Source organism: Streptomyces sp. NPDC048664 (assembly GCF_040650555.1).
Classification (GTDB): Bacteria; Actinomycetota; Actinomycetes; order Streptomycetales; family Streptomycetaceae; genus Streptomyces.
The window spans coordinates 265888-285931 of record NZ_JBEZHK010000005.1 but is presented as its reverse complement, the minus strand read 5'-3'; the positions used below and the strand labels follow the sequence as shown (position 1 = coordinate 285931).

The 20044-nt window shown below is 73.5% G+C and carries 16 protein-coding genes; 12 read left to right on the top strand and 4 right to left on the bottom strand.

The window, feature by feature from the left end; genetic code table 11:
• Nucleotides 1–397: 397 nt before the first annotated feature.
• The 5 genes from AB0C59_RS08315 to holA all read left to right on the top strand — a co-directional run bounded on the left by AB0C59_RS08315 (nt 398) and on the right by holA (nt 6155).
• Nucleotides 398–1261, top strand: a complete 864-nt coding sequence (locus AB0C59_RS08315; RefSeq protein WP_363001937.1) for a ComEA family DNA-binding protein — start codon at nt 398–400, stop codon at nt 1259–1261.
• Nucleotides 1258–3969 carry a ComEC/Rec2 family competence protein gene (locus AB0C59_RS08310; protein ID WP_363001889.1) on the top strand — a complete coding sequence of 904 codons (2712 nt, stop codon included), beginning with the start codon at nt 1258–1260 and terminating at the stop codon, nt 3967–3969. Before AB0C59_RS08315 ends, AB0C59_RS08310 begins: the two co-directional genes overlap by 4 nt.
• Nucleotides 3970–3973: 4 nt before the next feature.
• Nucleotides 3974–4813 (top strand): arylamine N-acetyltransferase, encoded by an 840-nt coding sequence (locus tag AB0C59_RS08305; protein WP_363001887.1) that lies wholly within the window; start codon nt 3974–3976, stop codon nt 4811–4813.
• A 36-nt stretch (nt 4814–4849) separates the two neighbouring features.
• Nucleotides 4850–5095: a hypothetical protein gene (locus AB0C59_RS08300; RefSeq protein ID WP_363001885.1), complete on the top strand. Its 246-nt coding sequence runs from the start codon at nt 4850–4852 to the stop codon at nt 5093–5095.
• A gap of 70 nt (nt 5096–5165) precedes the next feature.
• Nucleotides 5166–6155, top strand: coding sequence for a DNA polymerase III subunit delta (holA, locus tag AB0C59_RS08295; protein ID WP_363001883.1), 990 nt, complete (start codon nt 5166–5168; stop codon nt 6153–6155).
• A gap of 73 nt (nt 6156–6228) precedes the next feature.
• Here the strand turns inward: holA and AB0C59_RS08290 are convergent, their stop codons facing one another.
• Nucleotides 6229–7071: an alpha/beta hydrolase gene (locus tag AB0C59_RS08290; RefSeq protein WP_363001881.1), complete on the bottom strand. Its 843-nt coding sequence runs from the start codon at nt 7069–7071 to the stop codon at nt 6229–6231.
• 124 nt (nt 7072–7195) lie between these two features.
• On the opposite strand from AB0C59_RS08290, the gene AB0C59_RS08285 reads away from it, so the two are divergent.
• The gene (locus AB0C59_RS08285) at nt 7196–7621 is read left to right on the top strand and encodes a helix-turn-helix domain-containing protein (RefSeq protein ID WP_363001935.1); all 426 of its coding nucleotides are present in this window, start codon (nt 7196–7198) and stop codon (nt 7619–7621) included.
• A gap of 229 nt (nt 7622–7850) precedes the next feature.
• On the opposite strand, the gene rpsT is transcribed toward AB0C59_RS08285, so the two are convergent.
• A complete protein-coding gene (gene rpsT / locus AB0C59_RS08280; protein ID WP_363001879.1) occupies nt 7851–8117 on the bottom strand; it encodes a 30S ribosomal protein S20 in 267 nt (88 codons plus the stop codon).
• Nucleotides 8118–8364: 247 nt separating this feature from the next.
• Here rpsT and lepA point away from each other — a divergent pair, with 247 nt between their 5' ends.
• From lepA to hemW, 4 genes are all read left to right on the top strand, one after another.
• Nucleotides 8365–10233, top strand: coding sequence for a translation elongation factor 4 (gene lepA / locus AB0C59_RS08275; protein WP_363001877.1), 1869 nt, complete (start codon nt 8365–8367; stop codon nt 10231–10233).
• Between the two features lie 353 nt (nt 10234–10586).
• Nucleotides 10587–12467, top strand: a complete 1881-nt coding sequence (locus AB0C59_RS08270) for an AMP-dependent synthetase/ligase (protein WP_363001875.1) — start codon at nt 10587–10589, stop codon at nt 12465–12467.
• Between the two features lie 291 nt (nt 12468–12758).
• Complete coding sequence (locus AB0C59_RS08265) at nt 12759–14774, top strand: SpoIIE family protein phosphatase (protein WP_363001873.1); 2016 nt, start codon at nt 12759–12761, stop codon at nt 14772–14774.
• Nucleotides 14775–14842: 68 nt separating this feature from the next.
• Complete coding sequence (gene hemW, locus AB0C59_RS08260) at nt 14843–16075, top strand: radical SAM family heme chaperone HemW (RefSeq protein ID WP_363001871.1); 1233 nt, start codon at nt 14843–14845, stop codon at nt 16073–16075.
• Nucleotides 16076–16094: 19 nt separating this feature from the next.
• Here the strand turns inward: hemW and AB0C59_RS08255 are convergent, their stop codons facing one another.
• On the bottom strand, nt 16095–16907 hold the full coding sequence (locus AB0C59_RS08255) for a DUF3097 domain-containing protein (protein WP_363001869.1): 813 nt from the start codon (nt 16905–16907) through the stop codon (nt 16095–16097).
• Between the two features lie 34 nt (nt 16908–16941).
• Complete coding sequence (locus AB0C59_RS08250) at nt 16942–17697, bottom strand: MBL fold metallo-hydrolase (RefSeq protein WP_363001867.1); 756 nt, start codon at nt 17695–17697, stop codon at nt 16942–16944.
• A 176-nt stretch (nt 17698–17873) separates the two neighbouring features.
• Between AB0C59_RS08250 and hrcA the strand changes: the two genes are divergently transcribed.
• Nucleotides 17874–18893: a heat-inducible transcriptional repressor HrcA gene (gene hrcA, locus AB0C59_RS08245; RefSeq protein WP_363001865.1), complete on the top strand. Its 1020-nt coding sequence runs from the start codon at nt 17874–17876 to the stop codon at nt 18891–18893.
• On the top strand, nt 18894–20027 hold the full coding sequence (dnaJ, locus tag AB0C59_RS08240; RefSeq protein ID WP_363001863.1) for a molecular chaperone DnaJ: 1134 nt from the start codon (nt 18894–18896) through the stop codon (nt 20025–20027). It abuts the gene before it with no gap.
• Nucleotides 20028–20044: the final 17 nt, after the last annotated feature.

The following is a 20044-nucleotide window of genomic DNA, read 5'->3' as shown; positions in this document are numbered from 1 at the left end:
ACCCACCAGCGGTCCGGGCCGGGCCCGGGGCTCCGACGGCCGCGCGCGCGACCACGCGCGGGACCGCCCGGGGCACGCGTGGGAGCACGGCCGACCGCATCGGCGGAGCCCGGCGGTCCACACGCTGCGGCGGCGCGCCGAGAGCCTCTTCGCGCAGACGGGCAGCGGCCCGGATGAGGGACGGGACGAGGGCCGGGGCGAGGGACGGGACGAGTCGGGTCGACCGTGGAGTGGGCCACCGGGGAGCGGACCCCCGGGAGCGGGAGCGGGAGCGGGCTCGGGTCCTGGCACGCCGTTGCCGCGCACCGGGACGACCAGCGGTATCGGCTCGGGCGCCCTGGGGGTCGGCGGGCCGCCGGCCGGCGAACCGGGCGGGCCGCCGGCCGGCGCCGACCTCCTGGTGGGCTCGGTGCCCCGGTCGAGGAGCGGCACCGCGACGGACGGCACCTGGCGGGCGCGGATCGGACCGGCCGTGCGTGAGCGGACGCCGCTGTGGCTGCAGTCCCGGTGCGGACTGGAACGCAGGAGCGTGGCCGCGCTGGGCGTGCTGCTCGTCGCGGCGGTCGCGCTCGCCGCGCAGCACTTCTGGACCGGCCGGACACAGGCGGTGCGGGCCCCCGAAGCGATGCGGATGTCCGTGCCCTACGCGGCGGATGGCGCACGGCACGGCGGCCGCCCGGGCGAGCCCGGGGCATCGGGCGGACGGGCACCGACGGGCACGGACGGCACGGGTGGGTCCGGCGACACGGACGGGGGCGACGGCGCCGGTGGGCCCGAGGGAGTCGACGGGATCGGCGCGGGCGGGGGGACGGGCGGCGCGACGGTCGTCGTGGACATCGGCGGCACGGTGCGCAGGCCCGGGCTGCGGACCCTGCCGGCCGGCTCCCGGGTCGCGGACGCCCTGCGGGCGGCGGGCGGGGTCCGCCCGGGCACCGACACCGACGGCCTCAACCGCGCCCGCCTGCTGGTGGACGGCGAGCAGATCGTGGTGGGCGCCGCGGTACCGGCGCCCGGCGCGGCACCGGGAGCGGGGGGCACCGGCGGCCCCGCGGTCGGCGCCCCTCCCGCCACCCCCGTCTCGCTCAGCACCGCGACCGTGGACCAGTTGGACACGCTGCCCGGGGTGGGCCCGGTCCTGGCCCAGCGCATCGTCGACTACCGCACGCGACACGGCGGGTTCCGCTCGGTCGACGACCTGCGTGAGGTGGGCGGCATCGGCGAGCGCCGCTTCGCCGATCTGCGCAAGCTGGTACGGCCATGAGCCCGCCGCGGGCGCCCGGCGCCGTGGGCAGGGCCGGGCCGGGAACGCCTCCGGAGGACCCCGGGACCGGGACGAGCACCCGCGCGGACACCGGACGGCCCGATCCCACCGCCATCGGCGTCGGCGGACGCGACCCGACCGGGCGGCGGCACCGGAATCCGCCCGCTCCCCTCCCGGCCGGCCCGGACGCGCCGGTCCGGGCCGTGAGCAGGCTGGGCGACCCGCACCCCCGGCAGGACGGGCCGGTGGATCTGCGGCTGGTGGGGCCCGCGGCGGCCGCCTGGGCCGCGGCGGCCTGGGCTCTGGACGCGCCGCCCGGGTGGGTCGCCGCCGTGGTGGCCGCCTGCCTGGCCGCGGCCGGTGCGCTCCTCGCGGTCCGCGGGTCGGCAGCGCGGTCGTCCTTCGGGCACCGGCCGTGGGGGGAGTGGACGGTGGCCTCCGTCACCGCGTCGCTGCTCTGCCTCGCCGCCGCGGCGTCCTGTGCCGGGCTTCAGGGTGCGGATCTGCGCAGGGGAGCGGTCCCCGCGCGGGCGCGGGCGCACGCACAGGTGACCGCGGAGGTCGAGGTCACCTCGGACCCGCGGCCCACGCGCCCACGGATCAGGGGCGATCACGCGGCGCCGACCGCCGTGCTGTTCGAGGGCGAGGTCCGGCGGGTCTCCTGGGGCGACGGAAGCGAGGAGGCGACGAGGACTCCCGTGCTGGTGATGGTCGACGCGGCCCGCCCTGAGGCGACCGGTGGCCGCACCGCAGGTGAGGCGGCCTGGGCCGGCCGGTCGGGCTGGACGGCTCTGCTGCCCTCCACACGGGTACGGCTGACCGCGCGTCTGGCGCCCTCGCCGATCCCGGACGACCATGTCGCCGCGGTGCTGCGGGTGCGGTCCGGGGGCCCGCCCGACGTGGTGGGCGAGCCGTCCCGGGCGCAGCGGTGGGCGGGGCGGTTGCGTGCCGGGCTGCGCGAGGCGACCGGGGGACTGGACCCGGATGCGAGAGCCCTGCTGCCGGGGCTGGTCGTCGGGGACACCTCGCGGGTGACGACCGAACTGGACGACGTCTTCAAGCGGACCGACCTCGCCCATCTGCTGGCGGTCAGCGGGGGCAACTTCACCCTTGTGCTGGCCCTGTTCGCCGGACCCGCCGGGCTGGCCCGGCGCGCCGAGCGCCGGGGACTCGCGCCCCGCCTCGGCATCTCGCTGCGCGGGACGGCGCTGCTCGGGGGAGCGCTCACGCTCGGGTTCGTGATCGTCTGCCGACCGGAGCCCAGTGTGCTCAGGGCCGCGGCCTGCGGAGCCGTCGCGCTGCTGGCCCTGGCGACGGGGCGCCGCAGATCGCTGATCCCGGCACTGACCGCGGCGGTCCTGCTGCTGGTGCTGTACGACCCCTGGCTCGCCCGGAGCTACGGCTTCCTGCTGTCCGTACTGGCCACGGCCGCGCTGCTCACCCTCGCCCCGCGCTGGAGCGAGGCGCTGCGCCGGCGCGGGATGCCCGCCCGACCGGCCGAGGCGCTCGCCGCCGCGGCCGCGGCCCAGGCCCTGTGCGCGCCGCTGATCGTGGTGCTGTCGGCACGGGTGAGCCTGGTCGCCGTCCCGTGCAACCTGCTCGCGGAGTTCGCCGTGGCACCGGCCACCGTGCTGGGATTCGCCGCGCTGGCGGTGGCGCCCGTCGCCATGCCGGTCGCCAAGGGGCTGGCCTGGTGCGCGAGTTGGCCGGCCGGGTGGATCGCCCGTGTCGCGCGTACCGGGGCGTCGCTGCCGGGGAGCGGCGTGGACTGGCCGGGCACCTGGACGGGTGCGCTGCTGTTGGCGGTGGTCACCGCGGCCGTCGTGGTTCTCGGTCGACGCCTGTGGGGGCGGCCGTGGCTGGCCGGGATCTGCGCGCTGGTGCTGGTGCTGGTCCTGGTGCAGCCGCCGGCCCTGGTCCGGATCGTCACCGGCTGGCCGCCGCCGGGCTGGAGGTTCGCCATGTGCGATGTGGGACAGGGCGACGCGACCGTGCTGGCGGCGGGCGAGGGCTCGGCGGTGGTCGTGGACGCGGGCCCCGACCCGGCGCTGGTCGACCGCTGCCTGACCCGGCTCGGCGTCTCGCGCATCCCGCTGCTCGTGCTGACCCACTTCCACGCCGACCATGTGGCGGGACTGCCGGGGGTGCTGAGGGGCCGGTCGGTGGGCGCGATCGAGACGACCGGGTTCCAGGAGCCGGCGGAACAGGCCGCTTTCGTGCGCGTGCAGGCGGCGGCCCGGCACATTCCGGTGACGCGCGCCGTGGCCGGGGAGAGCCGCCGCATCGGGGCCCTCGACTGGCGGGTGCTGTGGCCGCCGCCGGAACCGGCTCCCTCGCCGGACGACCCGAACGACGCGAGCGTGGCCCTGTCCGTGCGGTCGGCGGCCCTGAGCCTGCTCCTGCTCGGCGATCTGGAACCCCCTGCCCAGCAGGCCCTGTTGAGAACGCCGCCCGGAGCCGCGCTGGGCCCGGTGGATGTCCTCAAGGTGGCGCATCACGGGTCGGCGTACCAGGACGCGGACCTGTTGCGGAAGGTGGCGCCGAGACTCGCGCTCATCTCCTGCGGGCGGGACAACCCCTACGGCCACCCTTCCCCGGCCACGGTCGGGGAACTGCGGGCGGAGGGCGCACGGGTGCTGCGTACGGACGAGGACGGGGCGATCGCCGTGGTCGGTGCGGGCGGGGGGCTGGGCGTGGCGAGAGACTGAGGGCATGAATTCCGCACAGGTTGACGCCTATCTCCGCCGGATCGGCGCGGAGCATCCCGCCTGGCCCACCGTCGATGTGCTGCGTGAGCTGCATCTGCGGCATCTGCGGGCCGTGCCGTTCGAGAACCTGTCGATCCACCTCGGCGAGGAGGTCCCGCTGGGGGAGAAGGAACTGCTGGACAAGATCGTCAGACGGCGCAGGGGCGGCTTCTGCTACGAACTCAACGGCTCGTTCGGCCGCTTGCTCAAGGCGCTCGGTTTCGACGTCACCCTGCTGGCCGCGCGCGTGTACGGGAAGGAGGGGGAGCTGGGGGTGCCGTTCGACCACCTCGCCCTGCTGGTGCGGACGGTCGACGGCGGGGACTGGCTCACCGACGTCGGCTTCGGGGCGCACAGCCACTATCCGCTGGCACTGGGTGAGCGGGGCGAACAGCGGGATCCGGCCGGTGTGTTCCGGGTGGTCGAGGCCGGGGCGGACGCCGCGGGAGTGCACGGCGGCGGAGGGGCCGCCGAGGCCGAGGACCTGGACGTGCTGTGGGAGGGCAAGCCGCAGTACCGGCTGGAGCTGCGGCCCAGGGCGCTCGACGACTTCAGGGTCGGGGTCTGGTGGAACAGCACCTCACCGTCCTCGCATTTCGTGCGGTCGCTGGTGTGCTCCCGGCTCACCGAGGACGGGGGACGGGTCACGCTCAGCGGCAGTCGCCTGACGGAGACGGCCCCGGGCGGGCAGAAGGCGGTGTCGGAGCTGGCGGGCGACAAGGAGGTGCTGGAGGTGTACCGGGAGCGGTTCGGTATCGAGTTGGACCGGGTGCCCACGGTGCGCGGGGAGGGTGCGGGAGGCTGAGCGCGGGGCCCGCGCGGGGTGTCGGACAATGGCGTCGTGAGCGATGTGAGACATGTGCTGGTCCTGCCCGACCGCGATGCCGCGGAGGAGGCGGCTCAGGCGCTGGGGGAGCGGTTCGGACTCGGTGAGGAGCCGCGGATCGTCAGGGACGCGCTGGCCGGGGAGGACGACGCCGAGGACGCGCAGTGGCTGGTGGTGCTGCGGGACGACGAGGAGCTTCTCGACGCGCGGGACCTGGACTCGTTCGCGGCGCAGTGGGACGGCTGGCGGGAGGAGCCGTGACGGGTCGGGGCGGCCGCGGGGGTCCCGCGGCCCGTCCTCGTTGTCGGTGCCGCGTGGGATGCTGTCGGTGATGGCCAAGAACACCGTGAACGACGACCTCCTCGCCCCCGTCACCCTTGCCGTGGGCCAGGAGGACCTCCTGCTCGACCGTGCCGTGCAGGAGGTGGTGGCCGCCGCGCGGGCCGCCGACGCGGACACCGACGTGCGGGACCTGACCTCGGACCAGCTCCAGCCGGGGACGCTCGCCGAGCTGACCAGTCCCTCGCTCTTCGCCGAGCGCAAGGTGGTGGTCGTGCGCGGTGCGCAGGACCTCTCGGCGGACACGGTCAAGGAGCTGAAGGGGTACTTCGCCGCACCGGCGGAGGAGATCACCCTCGTGCTGCTGCACGCCGGTGGCGCCAAGGGCAAGGGACTGCTCGACGCCGCGCGCAAGGTGGGCGCGCGGGAGGTCGCCTGCCCGAAGATGACCAAGCCGGCCGACCGGTTGGCGTTCGTGCGCGCGGAGTTCCGGGCCCAGGGCCGTGCGGCGACGCCCGAGGCGTGCCAGGCGCTGGTCGACGCGATCGGCAGTGATCTGCGGGAGCTGGCCGCCGCGGTGTCGCAGCTCGTCGCGGACGTGGCGGGCACGATCGACGAACCGGTCGTGGGCCGGTACTACACGGGCCGGGCCGAGGCGTCGAGCTTCACCGTCGCGGACCGCGCGGTCGAGGGGCGCGCGGCGGAGGCGCTGGAGGCGCTGCGCTGGTCCTTGTCCACGGGGGTGGCCCCGGTGCTGATCACCAGTGCGCTGGCGCAGGGGGTGAGGGCGATCGGCAAGCTGTCCTCGGCCCGGGGCGGGCGCCCCGCGGACCTCGCCCGTGAGCTGGGCATGCCCCCGTGGAAGATCGACCGGGTGCGCCAGCAGATGCGCGGCTGGACCCCGGACGGGGTGGCCGTGGCCCTGCGGGCGGTGGCCGAGGCGGACGCGGGCGTCAAGGGCGGCGGCGACGACCCCGGGTACGCGTTGGAGAAGGCGGTCGTGGCCATCGCCCGCGCGGCCCGCTCAAGGGGCCGGGGCTGAGGGCTGGTCCGCGTTTCCCGGCGGGCGCCGCCGGCCGACGCCCGCGCGCGTACCATGACGTCCGAGGAGGCCCTCAGGGGCGGACGGGGGACTCCGGGTCCAGGCCGTGGAGGAAGTCCCTGACGATGCGGACGTAGGCGTCCGGGTGGTCGAGGTGGGGGAAGTGCGCGGCGTCCTCGATCACGGCCGTCGTGCCCCGGGGCGCCGTGCGGGCGACGCTGTCGGCCATGGCGCGGAGTTCGGGTGTGTCCTGTGCGCCGTTGAGGGCCAGCACGGGGACGGCGATCTGTCCGGCCCGGGCGCCGAGGCCCTCGACCGGGACGTGGTGGTCCACCTCGCCGGGCGCGTGCTTGCTGATGGTGCGCAGGCGCATCTCGCGCAGGCGGGCGTAGATCCCGGCGCGGGCGGGGTCCCGGGGGCGTTCGGGCCCGTCCGCCCAGGCGTCGCTCGCGTCCTGCCAGGCCTCGATGTCGCCGGCGGCCAGGGCCTGGTTCTGCGCGGTCCAGGCCTGCTTCGCCCACGGCTTGGTGAACTCCGGCTCCTCCGTGCCGCCGCCGGAGACGACCAGGCCCCGGACCAGGTCGGGGTGTTCCAGCGCGGTCGCGACGGCGATCGTCGCGCCCATGGAGACGCCGACCAGGGCGGCGGGCCCGGTGTCCAGGTGGCGCAGCAACGCGGCGAGGTCGTCCGTCTGGCGGAAGGGGCGGCTCGCGTTGGCGGACCGGCCGTGGCCGCGGGCGTCGGGTGCGATGACGCGGAACTCCCGCGCGAGCAGCGGGATGTGCTCGTCCCACATCGTGTGGTCGACGAATCCCGCGTGCAGCAGCACGACGGGCAGGCCGGTGCCGCCGGTGTCGCGGTAGGCGAGGGGGCCGTCCAGGGACGCGAAGGAGCGAAGATCGGAGGCTGCATTCATGACAACCAAGGTGTCATAGTGATCCTGGAATGACAACCAAGTTGTCATCTATCATCGGCGTGTGAGTGATCGTGCAGGTGAGGGGGAACGTCCGCTGCTCCCCGACGAGGCAGGTCCGCGGCTGATGGAGGTCTTCGCCCTGGTCGGGCCGCTCTACCGGCGTGTGCAGCGGAAGATCGAGCAGGACGCCGGGCGGGGTGGCCTCTCCGTGGGGGTGCGCGCCGTGCTCGATCTCCTGCGCGAGCACGGGCCGATGACGGTTCCCCAGATGGGCCGGGCGCAGTCGATCAGCCGTCAGTTCGTCCAGCGGATGGTCAACGACGCCGCGGCGGGCGGCCTGGTGGAGGCGGTGCCGAACCCCGCGCACGCCCGGTCCTCGCTGATCCGGCTGACCGAGGCGGGCGGCGCGGCGATCGGGGCCGCCGTCGCCCGGGAGCACGCGCTGCTGAGGGAGGCGGCGGGCGATCTGACCGCGGCCGAGGTGGACACGTGCGTGCGCGTCCTCGGCAGGATGCTCCACCTCTTCGAGGACGTCGACGTCGACGGCTAGCGCCCCGGTGGGCGGCCGTGAGGGAGCGTGGCGGGTTCGTCCGTCCGCGCGGGGGCACGCCGAAGGCCCCGCCGCCCGTCCTGGGGAGGACGGGGCGACGGGGCCTTCGGGTCACGCTTTGTCGTGTCCGCGCCCGCGTGGCGAACGCAGGCCGCGCGCGGACACCGGGTGCCGGGTGGGAGCGGATGAGAGAGGGCCCGCTCGGATTCCCCCGGCGTCAAATCAAGTGTCAGCCCTTGAGGGCCACGACCTTCGAAGCAAGCGCCGACTTCTTGTTGGCGGCCTGGTTCTTGTGGATGACGCCCTTCGAGACGGCCTTGTCGAGCTGACGCGCGGCGGCGCGCTGGTACTCGGTGGCCTTCTCGGCGTCGCCCGCGGCGGCGGCCTCGCGAGCCTTGCGGATCGCGGTCTTGAGCGAGGACTTGACGGCCTTGTTGCGAAGGCGCGCCTTCTCGTTCGTCTTGTTCCGCTTGATCTGGGACTTGATGTTCGCCACGAATGAGCCTTTACAGGTTCAGGCGCGCAGGACAGAGGACCGTCCCACGCGCCGGTGATTTCTGAAGACGTACCTCGCGCTGAGAGGGCATGAGGCACAGCCACCCAGGCTACCAGTCCCCCTTCGGCCCGCCCAAACCCGTCGCAGCCTCCCGCCCGTGGGACCATGGAGGCTACGTATCGATCCGACCCGAGACCGCAGACTGTGCGAGCAGACTGTGCGGACGCCTCAAGAATCAGGACCCTGCGTGCCCGCGATCCCCAGCCATGTGCCCGAGCCGAGCCGTACCGACCCGGCGCTGATCCGCAATTTCTGCATCATCGCGCACATCGACCACGGCAAGTCCACGCTCGCCGACCGGATGCTCCAGCTCACCGGCGTCGTCGAGCAGCGGCAGATGCGTGCTCAGTACCTCGACCGCATGGACATCGAGCGCGAGCGCGGCATCACGATCAAGTCCCAGGCCGTGCGTCTGCCGTGGGCCCCTTCCCACGACCAGGGCAACACGCACATCCTCAACATGATCGACACCCCCGGGCACGTCGACTTCACCTACGAGGTCTCGCGCTCGCTCGCCGCCTGCGAGGGCACCGTCCTCCTGGTGGACGCCGCCCAGGGCATCGAGGCCCAGACCCTCGCGAACCTCTACCTCGCGATGGAGAACGACCTCACGATCATCCCCGTGCTGAACAAGATCGACCTGCCGGCCGCGCAGCCCGAGAAGTTCTCCGAGGAGCTCGCCAACCTCATCGGGTGCGACCCCGACGACGTGCTCAAGGTCTCCGCCAAGACCGGTCTCGGCGTGGAGGCGCTGCTCGACCGGGTCGTGGAGCGCATCCCGGCGCCGGTCGGTGTCGCCGACGCGCCCGCCCGCGCCATGATCTTCGACTCGGTCTACGACTCCTACCGCGGCGTGGTCACGTACGTGCGGGTCGTGGACGGGCAGCTCAACAAGCGCGAGCGCATCAAGATGATGTCCACCGGCGCCACCCACGAGCTGCTGGAGATCGGCGTCAGCTCCCCCGAGATGCTCCCGGCCGACGGCATCGGGGTCGGCGAGGTGGGCTACCTCATCACCGGCGTGAAGGACGTCCGCCAGTCCAAGGTCGGTGACACCATCACCAGCCTGGTCAAGGGCGCCCAGGAGGCCCTCGGCGGCTACAAGGACCCGAAGCCGATGGTGTTCTCGGGCCTGTACCCGCTCGACGGCTCCGACTACCCCGACCTGCGCGAGGCCCTGGACAAGCTCCAGCTCAACGACGCCGCGCTCGTCTACGAGCCGGAGACCTCCGCCGCGCTCGGCTTCGGCTTCCGCGTCGGCTTCCTCGGCCTCCTCCACCTCGACGTGGTCCGCGAGCGCCTGGAGCGCGAGTTCGGGCTCGACCTGATCGCCACCGCGCCCAACGTGGTCTATCGCGTGATCATGGAGGACGGCGAGGAGCACACGGTCACCAACCCGAGCGAGTTCCCCGAGGGCAAGCTCGCCGAGGTGTACGAGCCGGTCGTGCGGGCCACGGTCCTCGCGCCCACCGAGTTCATCGGCGCGATCATGGAGCTGTGCCAGACCCGCCGCGGCACCCTGCTCGGCATGGACTACCTGTCCGAGGACCGGGTCGAGATCCGCTACACGCTCCCGCTCGCGGAGATCGTCTTCGACTTCTTCGACCAGCTCAAGTCCAAGACGCGCGGGTACGCCTCGCTCGACTACGAGCCCACCGGAGAGCAGTCCTCCAGCCTGGTCAAGGTCGACATCCTGTTGCACGGCGACAAGGTCGACGCGTTCTCCGCGATCACCCACAAGGACCAGGCGTACGCCTACGGCGTCCGTCTCGTCGCCAAGCTGAAGGAACTCATCCCGCGGCAGAACTTCGAGGTGCCGGTGCAGGCCGCCGTCGGCGCCCGGGTGATCGCCCGCGAGACCATCCGCGCCATCCGCAAGGACGTCCTCGCCAAGTGCTACGGCGGCGACATCTCCCGTAAGCGCAAGCTGCTGGAGAAGCAGAAGGAAGGCAAGAAGCGGATGAAGATGGTGGGTTCCGTGGAGGTTCCCCAGGAGGCGTTCATCGCCGTGCTGTCCAGTGATGACAGCGCGGGGTCGGCGAAGGGCAAGAAGTAACCGCCCCGGTGCGGGGCGCCCGGGAAAACCGGGTGGAACGGGGGCTCGTCGTGCGAAAGCGCGGCGGGCCCTCGTGCGTACGGTGGTCGCTTTCTGTGAGAAGTGACAGGCCACGGCCCCTTACGTACCGGCCGGTCGGGCTCTACTCTGATCCCGGCTCGATAGTTACTCGTGAGTTAAACAACAGGCTCACGGGCACACGGGCCGGCGCATCATCGAAGAGTCATCGCACGAGCAAGAACCCAGAAGCACGAGCAAGAACCCAGAACACCCCAGAACACGAGCCGCAAGAGCCACCGCTTAGAGCCAGCAGCAATGAGCAGGCCGCACCGTCGCGGGCCACGGAGGATGTCGTGAGCGACACACAGACCTTGATCGAGAACCGTCCGCCGTCCGTGGCGGCCCTCTTTCTGGAACGCGTGGCGGCCACGCCGGACGCCGAGGCCTACCGGTACCCCGTGCCCCCGGCCTCGGGGCAGGGCCCCGACGAGTGGAAGTCGCTGACCTGGGCCCAGGCCGCCGAGCGGGTCTTCGCCATCGCGGCGGGACTGATCGAGCTCGGGGTCCAGCCCGAGCAGCGGGTGGCGCTCGCCTGCTCGACCCGGGTCGAGTGGCTGCTCGCCGACCTGGGCATCATGTGCGGCGGCGCGGCCACGACGACGATCTACCCGCAGACGAACGCCGAGGAGTCGGCCTTCATCCTCTCCGACTCCGAGAGCCGGGTGCTCATCGCGGAGAACGCCGCCCAGCTGGCCAAGGCACGGGAGAAGCGCGCCGAGCTGCCCGAGCTGCACCACGTCGTGGTGATCGACGCCGAGGGCGTGGACACCGGTGAGGACGGCTGGGTGCTCAGCCTCGCCGACCTGGAGGCCCGCGGGGCCGCCCACCTGGAGAAGCACCCCGAGCTCATCAAGGAGCGCGTCGGGGCGATCACCAGGGACCAGCTCGCCACCCTCATCTACACCTCCGGCACCACCGGCCGCCCCAAGGGCGTGCGCCTGCCCCACGACAACTGGGCGTACATGGCGAAGGCGATCACCGCGACCGGGATGGTCACCGGTGACGACGTGCAGTACCTGTGGCTGCCGCTCGCCCACGTCTTCGGCAAGGTGCTCACCTCGGGCCAGATCGAGGTGGGCCACGTCACGGCGGTGGACGGCCGCGTCGACAAGATCATCGAGAACCTTCCGGTCGTCCAGCCGACGTACATGGCCTCCGTGCCGCGCATCTTCGAGAAGGTCTACAACGGCGTCGCGTCCAAGGCCCGGGCCGGCGGTGCGGCCAAGTACAAGATCTTCCAGTGGGCGGCCGGGGTCGCCCGCGAGTACGCGAAGGCCGCGCAGGACAACTTCCGGCGCACCGGCACCCCCTCCGTGCCCTTCGGGCTGGCCGCCAAGCACAAGGTGGCGGACGCGCTCGTGTACGCCAAGATCCGTGAGGCGTTCGGCGGCAACCTGCGCGCCTGCATCTCCGGCGCCGCCGCCCTCGCCCCGGAGATCGGGTACTTCTTCGCGGGCGCCGGCATCCACATCCTGGAGGGCTACGGCCTCACCGAGTCCTCCGCGGCCTCCTTCGTGAACCCGGCCGAGGCGTACCGCACGGGCACGGTCGGCAAGCCGCTGCCCGGCACCGAGGTGCGCATCGCGGACGACGGCGAGATCCTGCTGCGCGGCCCCGGCATCATGGACGGCTACCACGGGCAGCCGGAGAAGACCGCCGAGGTGCTGGAGGCGGACGGCTGGTTCCACACCGGCGACATCGGTGAGCTGTCTCCCGACGGGTACCTGCGCATCACCGACCGCAAGAAGGACCTCATCAAGACCTCCGGCGGCAAGTACGTCGCGCCGGCCGAGGTCGAGGGCCAGTTCAAGGGCATCTGCCCCTACGTCTCCAACATCCTCGTGCACGGCACGGACCGGAACTTCTGCACCGCGCTCATCGCGCTGGACGAGCCGTCCATCCTGGAGTGGGCCGAGGAGAACGGGCTCGGCGGCCGGTCATACGCCGACGTCGTCGCCGCCCCCGCGACGGTCGAGCTGATCGAGGGCTATGTGAAGGAGCTCAACGAGGGGCTCCAGCGCTGGCAGACCATCAAGAAGTTCCGTCTGCTGCCGCGCGACCTGGACGTGGAGCACGGGGAGATCACGCCGAGCCTGAAGCTGAAGCGGCCGGTGGTCGAGCGTGAGTACAGGCATCTGATCGACGAGATGTACGCGGGCACGCTGGAGGCCTGAGGGTCTGACGTCCGGAGCCGGAGCCGCGGGGAGCCTTGCGAGGCGTCCCGCGGCTCTCGTGTGCCGCCCTCCCGTCCCGTCCGGAATCCGGGCGGATCCGGGCCGCTGTCCGGTATCCGGGAGGACCCCGGACCCCGTCCGGTCGAAACCGTCCGACTTCGAACACTTCCGTAGCACGGTTCCCGCCCATGACGGGCCACTTCGGTAACTCGGCGCTTATGGACATGCCCGGTCTGTCACTCTGTCGGCAACACGAGAGGTGTGTCCGTCCGAGCAGTCCGGGAGCTGTCCATGGGGGCTATTCCTACGCAACGGGAGACCGGTGCCCCTGCCCCCGACCCGTCCGGGCCCGAGGGGCCGGAGGGCGTCGGCCTGGCGACCGCCGGGGACGCCGGCGCGGGCACCGTGGTGCGCACCGCGCTGCCCGGCGGCCCGTCGGCGGCCGGCGCCGCCCGCCGGTTCGTGCGGGCCGCGCTGGCGGAGTGGGCCCGGATCGCCGAACCCGACACCTTCACCGAGCGGCTGGCCGACGACGTCCTGGTGGTCGTCAGCGAACTCGTCACCAACGCCGTCGTCCACGCGGGCACCGACATCGAGGTGGCCTGCCGCCTGGCGGAAGCGGCGGACGACCCGCCGGGACTCGTCGTGGAGGTCTGCGACCACCACCCCTCCCGCGTGGTGCGCGACGACGGCGTGGACCGCCCCGGACGCCCCCACGGCTACGGAATGCCCGAGTACGGCCGGGGCCTGCGGCTCGTCTCCTCCCTCGCCACCGCCTGGGGGATCACCTACCGCACCGGCACCAAGACCGTCTGGGCGCGCCTGCCGCTCGACGGCGGCCTGGACGGCGACGTGGGCGAGGCGTACGGGGCGTACGAGACGTACGGCGCGTACGCGAGCGACGGCGGGGTCCTGGAGCCCGGGCGGAGCCCCGCCGACCCGGCCGGACCCGAGGCGCCGGCCTTCCCCGGGTCCGCCCAGGGGGCGCGTGACCGCGACTGGCGGGGCCATGGCGCCCTCTCCTTCCTCGCCGAGGCCTCCGACCTGCTCGCCGGGCAGCTGGACGAGGAGATGGTGGCCGCCCTGACCGGTCAGCTCCTCGTGCCCCGGCTCGCGGACTGGTGCGCGGTGTGGCTGGAGGACGAGGCGAGCGGCTGGCGCGGCCCCGAGACCGCCTTCGCCCCCGGACCCCGGCTCGCCAGGGTCTGGCACGGCAGCGAGAACCGCATCGAGGAACTGCGCCGCACGCTGGAGAAGGACCCGCCCCGGCTGCCCGAGGCGGTGCGCTCCCGGCCGGTGCCCGTGCCCTGGCCGGGGGAGGCGCTCGGACCCCGGGGCGCGACGGGCGTGGCGCTCGCCTACCGGCTCATCGCGGGTGGCCGGCCGCTGGGCACGCTGGTCATCGGGCGGACCGGGCTGCGGCACTTCCCCGACGAGGTCACCGGGCTCGTGGAGGACCTCAGCCGCCGGGTGGCGCTGGCCATCGGGGCGGCCCGGCAGTACGCGCGCCAGGCCACCATCAGCCGCGTGCTCCAGCGGGGGCTGCTGCCCGGGGCGGTCGCCGAGATCCCCGGGCTGAGCAGTTCCCTCGTGTACGAGCCGCTGGACAAGGGCGGACCGAGCGGCGACTTCTACGACATCTTCCCGGCCGGCCCCGGCCGCTGGTGCTTCGCGCTCGGCGACGTCCAGGGCAAGGGCCCCGAGGCGGCGGTCGTGATCGGCCTGGCCCGGCCCTGGCTGCGGCTGCTGGCCCGGGAGGGCTACGCGGTCCCCGAGGTCCTCGACCGCCTCAACCAGCTCCTGCTGGACGACGCCACGGAGGCCTCGGACGCGGCGGCGCGGGCCCTGGTCGGGGCGGGCGCGCCGCTGCCGGTCGCCGACGAGGGCCCGCAGGCCCGCTTCCTCTCCCTGCTCTACGGCGAGCTGGTCCCCTTCGACGGCGGAGTGCGCTGCACGCTCGCCTCCGCCGGGCATCCGCTGCCCCTGTTACTGGGCCCGGACGGCGCCGTACGGCCCGCCGTTCTGCGGTCGCAGACGCTCCTCGGGGTCATCGAGGACGTGGCGTACGGCTGCGAGACCTTCGAGCTGTACCGCGGGGACACGCTGCTGTGCGTCACGGACGGGGTGACCGAGCGGCGCAGCGGCTCCCGCCAGTTCGACGACGGGGACGGCCTCGCGGTGGCGCTCGCGGCCTGCGCCGGGCTGAGCGCGGAACTGATCGCCCGGCGGATCAGCGGCCTGGTGCACGACTTCGCGCCGAAGCCACCGGAGGACGACCTGGCGCTGCTGGTCCTGCAGGCCGGCTGACCGGGCCCGCGCGGCGCGGGAGCGGCGGGCCCGCCGAGCACTCCCGGCGGTACGGGACAATGGAGGACATGCCTTCCGCACTCCCCGACGGCGAACCCGTCCCCGACGACGGGGCGCTGCCCGCCCACGCCTTGGCCGGCGCCGCCGAGCGCCCGCTCGGGTTCTACCTCCACGTCCCCTACTGCGCCACGCGCTGCGGCTACTGCGACTTCAACACCTACACGGCGACGGAGCTGCGCGGCACGGGCGGGGTGCTGGCCTCCCGGGACAACTACGCCGGGACGCTGACCGACGAGATCCGCCTCGCCCGCAAGGTGCTGGGCGACGACCCGCGCGAGGTGCGCACCGTGTTCGTCGGGGGCGGCACGCCGACGCTGCTGGCCGCGGAGGACCTGGTGCGGATGCTGGGCGCCGTCCGCGACGAGTTCGGGCTCGCGGCGGACGCGGAGGTGACCACGGAGGCGAACCCGGAGTCGGTGGACGCCCGGTATCTGGCCACGCTCCGGGAGGGCGGCTTCAACCGGATCTCCTTCGGCATGCAGAGCGCGCGCCCGCACGTCCTGAGAATCCTGGACCGCACGCACACCCCGGGCCGTCCCGAGGCCTGCGTGGCCGAGGCGCGGGCGGCGGGCTTCGACCATGTGAACCTGGACCTGATCTACGGCACGCCCGGTGAGTCGGACGACGACTGGCGCGCCTCCCTGGACGCGGCGCTCGGCGCGGAGCCGGACCACGTCTCGGCGTACGCCCTGATCGTGGAGGAGGGCACGCAGCTCGCCCGCCGCATCCGCCGGGGCGAGGTGCCGATGACGGACGACGACGTCCACGCGGACCGCTATCTGATCGCCGACGAGGTGCTGGGCGCGGCGGGCTACGACTGGTACGAGGTGTCCAACTGGGCCACCTCCCGGGCGGCCCGCTGCCTGCACAACGAGCTGTACTGGCGCGGCGCCGACTGGTGGGGCGCGGGTCCCGGCGCCCACAGCCATGTGGGCGGGGTGCGCTGGTGGAACGTGAAGCACCCGGGCGCGTACGCGGCGGCCCTGGCCCAGGGCCGATCCCCGGGCGCGGGCCGCGAACTGCTCTCGCCGGAGGACCGCCGGGTGGAGCGCGTCCTGCTCGAACTGCGCCTGAGCGACGGCGCCCCGCTCTCCCTGCTGAAGGAGCGGGGCCTCGCGTCCGCCGGACAGGCCCTGGCCGACGGGTTGCTGGAGCGGGGCCCGTACGAGCGGGGGCGCGCGGTGCTGACGCTGCGGGGGCGGCTGCTCGCGGACGCGGTGGTGCGGGACCTGGTGGACTGAACGCCGCCGGCCGGCCCCGTCACCCCGCCGCGCCGCCCGTGACGAAGTCGATCAGCTCCTCCACCCTGCCCAGCAGGGCCGGCTCCAGGTCCTTGTAGGAGTGGACCCGGGACAGGATCGCCTGCCAGGCGGCGCCGGTGTTCTCCGGCCAGCCCAGGGCCCGGCAGACCCCCGTCTTCCAGTCCTGCCCGCGCGGGACGCGCGGCCACGCGCGGATGCCGAGGGACGACGGCTTCACCGCCTCCCAGACGTCGATGTACGGATGGCCGACGACCAGGGCGTGGTCGCTGGTCACCGACCGGGCGATCCGCCACTCCTTGGTGCCGGGGACCAGGTGGTCCACCAGGACGCCCAGCCGGGCGTCGGGGCCGGGGGAGAAGGAGTCCACGATGGCGGGCAGGTCGTCCACACCCTCCAGGTACTCCACCACCACGCCCTCGATGCGCAGGTCGTCGCCCCACACGCGCTCGACCAGTTCCGCGTCGTGGCGCCCTTCCACGTAGATGCGGCCCGCGCGCGCCACCCGCGCCCGGGCGCCGGGGACGGCCACCGAGCCGGACGCCGTCCGCGTGGGGCGGGCCGGGCCCGACGAGGGCCGGACGAGGGTCACCACCCTGCCCTCCAGCAGGAAGCCCCGCGGCTGGAGCGGGAACACGCGGTGCTTGCCGAAGCGGTCCTCCAGCGTCACCGTGCCCGCCTCGCAGCGGATCACCGCGCCGCAGAAGCCGGTACCCGGCTCCTCCACCACCAGGCCGGGCTCCGCCGCGATCTCCGGCGCGGGCCGCTGGGGCTTCTTCCACGGAGGAGTCAGGTCCGACGAGTAGGCGCGCATTCGGATGACGATAGGAGAAGGTGCCCGCCCGGTCCTACGACACGCCGAAACGCGCGGCCAGTTCGTCGCGCTGAGCCCGTACGAACGCCGCGTCCACCACCGCGCCGTGACCGGGCACGTACAGCGCGTCCGGGCCGCCCAGTCCCAGCAGCCGGTCCAGCGCGGCCGGCCACCGCGAGGGCACCGCGTCCGGACCCGCCTGGGGTTCGCCGGACTCCTCCACCAGGTCCCCGCAGAACACCACCGCGCGGTCCCCGGGGACCAGCACGGCCAGATCGTGGGCCGTGTGGCCGGGGCCGACGTTCGCCAGCACCACGCGCACCCCGCCCAGATCGAGCGTCCACGCGTCCGGGACCGGACGCGTGGGCGGGGTCGGCGCGTCCACGGCGGCGGCCGCGGCGGCGGGGTCCAGGCCGTACCGCACCGCGTCCGCGCCCAGTTCGGCGCGCCCGTGGGAGAGCACCGTCTCGACGCCCGCCGCGCCGAACACCTCCGCGCCCGGGAACGCGGCAGCCCCGAGGACATGGTCGAAGTGCGGGTGCGTGAGCGCGAGATGCGTCACATCGCGCGCCCCGCCGAGCGATGCGAGCAGCGGGCGCGCCTCGGCTCGCAACCGCGCGCCCTCATCGAGGCTCGACCCCGCGTCCACGAGGAGCGCCGCGTGCTCGCCCGCGACCAGTCCCACCGTGCAGTCCCAGACCGGCAGCCGCCTGCGCCCCGCCCGGGGGCCGAGCGCCTCCCAGCCGGCCTCCGCCCAGCACCGCTCCCGCCACCGCGTCGTCTCCGTCATCCCCCGACGCTATCGGCCCGCCTTCCCCCCGGCCCGTACTCGTCGGTACGGCACGGTCGCCCGCCCTTGCCGGGGGCGTACCCGGCCGCCGTACACTGGCTCCGGGATTGCTGGCACTCGGATGAGCTGAGTGCCAGGGAGAACGCGAAGGTGACACACAGCTGGAGGTGCGCGCGATGCTCAGTGAACGCAGGCTCGAAGTGCTGCGCGCCATCGTCCAGGACTATGTGGGCACCGAGGAGCCGGTGGGCTCCAAGGCGCTCACCGAGCGCCACAACCTCGGCGTCTCCCCGGCCACCGTCCGCAACGACATGGCCGTGCTGGAGGACGAGGGCTACATCGCCCAGCCCCACACCAGCGCCGGACGCATCCCCACGGACAAGGGCTACCGGCTCTTCGTGGACAAGCTCGCGGCCGTCAAGCCGATGACCGCGCCCGAGCGCCGCGCGATCCAGAGCTTCCTGGAGGGCGCGTTCGACCTCGACGACGTCGTGGCCCGCTCGGTGCGGCTGCTCGCGCAGCTCACCCGGCAGGTCGCCGTCGTGCAGTACCCCTCGCTGACGCGGTCGACGGTGCGGCACGTGGAGCTGCTGTCCATGGCGCCCGCGCGGCTGATGCTGGTGCTGATCACGGACACCGGACGGGTCGAGCAGCGCATGATCGACTGCCCGGCACCGTTCGGGGAGGCGTCGCTCGCGGATCTGCGCGCACGGCTCAACAGCCGTGTCGCGGGCCGCCGCTTCGCGGATGTCCCGCAGCTGGTGCAGGACCTTCCCGAGGCGTTCGAGGAGCCGGAGGACCGCGGCGCCGTCGCCGCGGTGATCTCCACCCTCCTGGAGACGCTCGTGGAGGAGACCGAGGAGCGGCTGGTGATCGGCGGCACCGCCAATCTCACCCGCTTCGGACATGACTTCCCTCTCACCATCCGCCCCGTCCTGGAGGCCCTCGAGGAGCAGGTGGTACTCCTGAAGTTGCTGGGGGAGGCGAAGGATCCGGCCATGCGGGTGCGTATCGGTCATGAGAACGCGCACGAGGGACTCAACTCCACGTCCGTGGTCTCGGTGGGCTACGGTTCGGGCGGCGAAGCAGTAGCGAAACTGGGCGTGGTCGGACCGACCCGCATGGATTACCCGGGAACGATGGGAGCGGTACGAGCGGTGGCACGGTACGTCGGACAGATCCTGGCGGAGTCGTAAGTGGCCACGGACTACTACGCCGTACTCGGCGTGCGCCGCGACGCGTCGCAGGAAGAGATCAAGAAGGCGTTCCGTCGGCTCGCGCGCGAGCTGCACCCGGACGTCAACCCCGATCCGAAGACGCAGGAGCGGTTCAAGGAGATCAACGCCGCGTACGAGGTTCTCTCGGACCCGCAGAAGAAGCAGGTCTACGACCTCGGCGGCGACCCGCTGTCCCAGGCGGGCGGCGGTGCGGGCGGCTTCGGCGCGGGCGGCTTCGGAAACTTCTCCGACATCATGGACGCGTTCTTCGGCACGGCGTCGCAGCGCGGACCGCGCTCGCGCACCCGCCGGGGCCAGGACGCCATGATCCGGCTGGAGATCGAGCTCGACGAGGCGGCCTTCGGCACGACGAAGGACATCCAGGTCGACACGGCCATCGTCTGCAACACCTGCAACGGTGAGGGCGCCGCGCCCGGCACCTCCGCGCAGACCTGTGACATGTGCCGCGGCCGCGGTGAGGTATCGCAGGTCACGCGGTCCTTCCTGGGCCAGGTCATGACGTCGCGGCCGTGCCCGCAGTGCCAGGGGTTCGGCACGATCGTCCCGAACCCGTGCCCGGAGTGCGCGGGGGACGGCCGGGTGCGGTCCCGCCGCACGCTCACGGTCAAGATCCCGGCGGGTGTCGACAACGGCACGCGGATCCAGCTCGCGGGTGAGGGCGAGGTCGGTCCCGGCGGCGGCCCCGCCGGAGACCTGTACGTGGAGATCCACGAGCTGCCGCACCCGATGTTCCAGCGCCGGGGCGACGACCTGCACTGCACGGTCACCATCCCGATGACGGCGGCGGCCCTCGGCACGAAGGTCCCGCTGGAGACGCTGGACGGCCTGGAGGAGGTCGACATCCGGCCCGGCACGCAGTCCGGGCAGTCGATCCCGCTGCACGGCCGGGGTGTCACGCATCTGCGGGGCGGCGGCCGGGGCGACCTGATCGTGCACGTGGAGGTGCAGACCCCGGGCAAGCTGGACCCGGAGCAGGAGCGCCTGCTGCGGGAACTGGCGGTCCTGCGCGGCGAGGAACGGCCCCAGGGGCAGTTCCAGCCCGGACAGCAGGGGCTCTTCTCGCGTCTGAAGGACGCGTTCAACGGACGCTGAGCGCGGACGCCGGGCCG

Bases quoted from the DNA above. Each gene is read 5' to 3' on its own strand.
- AB0C59_RS08310 (WP_363001889.1), top strand. From the start codon at position 1,258: ATGAGCCCGCCGCGGGCGCCCGGCGCCGTGGGCAGGGCCGGGCCGGGA.
- AB0C59_RS08305 (WP_363001887.1), top strand. From the start codon at position 3,974: ATGAATTCCGCACAGGTTGACGCCTATCTCCGCCGGATCGGCGCGGAG.
- holA (WP_363001883.1), top strand. From the start codon at position 5,166: ATGGCCAAGAACACCGTGAACGACGACCTCCTCGCCCCCGTCACCCTT.
- AB0C59_RS08290 (WP_363001881.1), bottom strand. From the start codon at position 7,071: ATGAATGCAGCCTCCGATCTTCGCTCCTTCGCGTCCCTGGACGGCCCC.
- AB0C59_RS08285 (WP_363001935.1), top strand. From the start codon at position 7,196: ATGGAGGTCTTCGCCCTGGTCGGGCCGCTCTACCGGCGTGTGCAGCGG.
- AB0C59_RS08265 (WP_363001873.1), top strand. From the start codon at position 12,759: ATGGGGGCTATTCCTACGCAACGGGAGACCGGTGCCCCTGCCCCCGAC.
- hemW (WP_363001871.1), top strand. From the start codon at position 14,843: ATGCCTTCCGCACTCCCCGACGGCGAACCCGTCCCCGACGACGGGGCG.
- AB0C59_RS08255 (WP_363001869.1), bottom strand. From the start codon at position 16,907: ATGCGCGCCTACTCGTCGGACCTGACTCCTCCGTGGAAGAAGCCCCAG.
- AB0C59_RS08250 (WP_363001867.1), bottom strand. From the start codon at position 17,697: ATGACGGAGACGACGCGGTGGCGGGAGCGGTGCTGGGCGGAGGCCGGC.
- hrcA (WP_363001865.1), top strand. From the start codon at position 17,874: ATGCTCAGTGAACGCAGGCTCGAAGTGCTGCGCGCCATCGTCCAGGAC.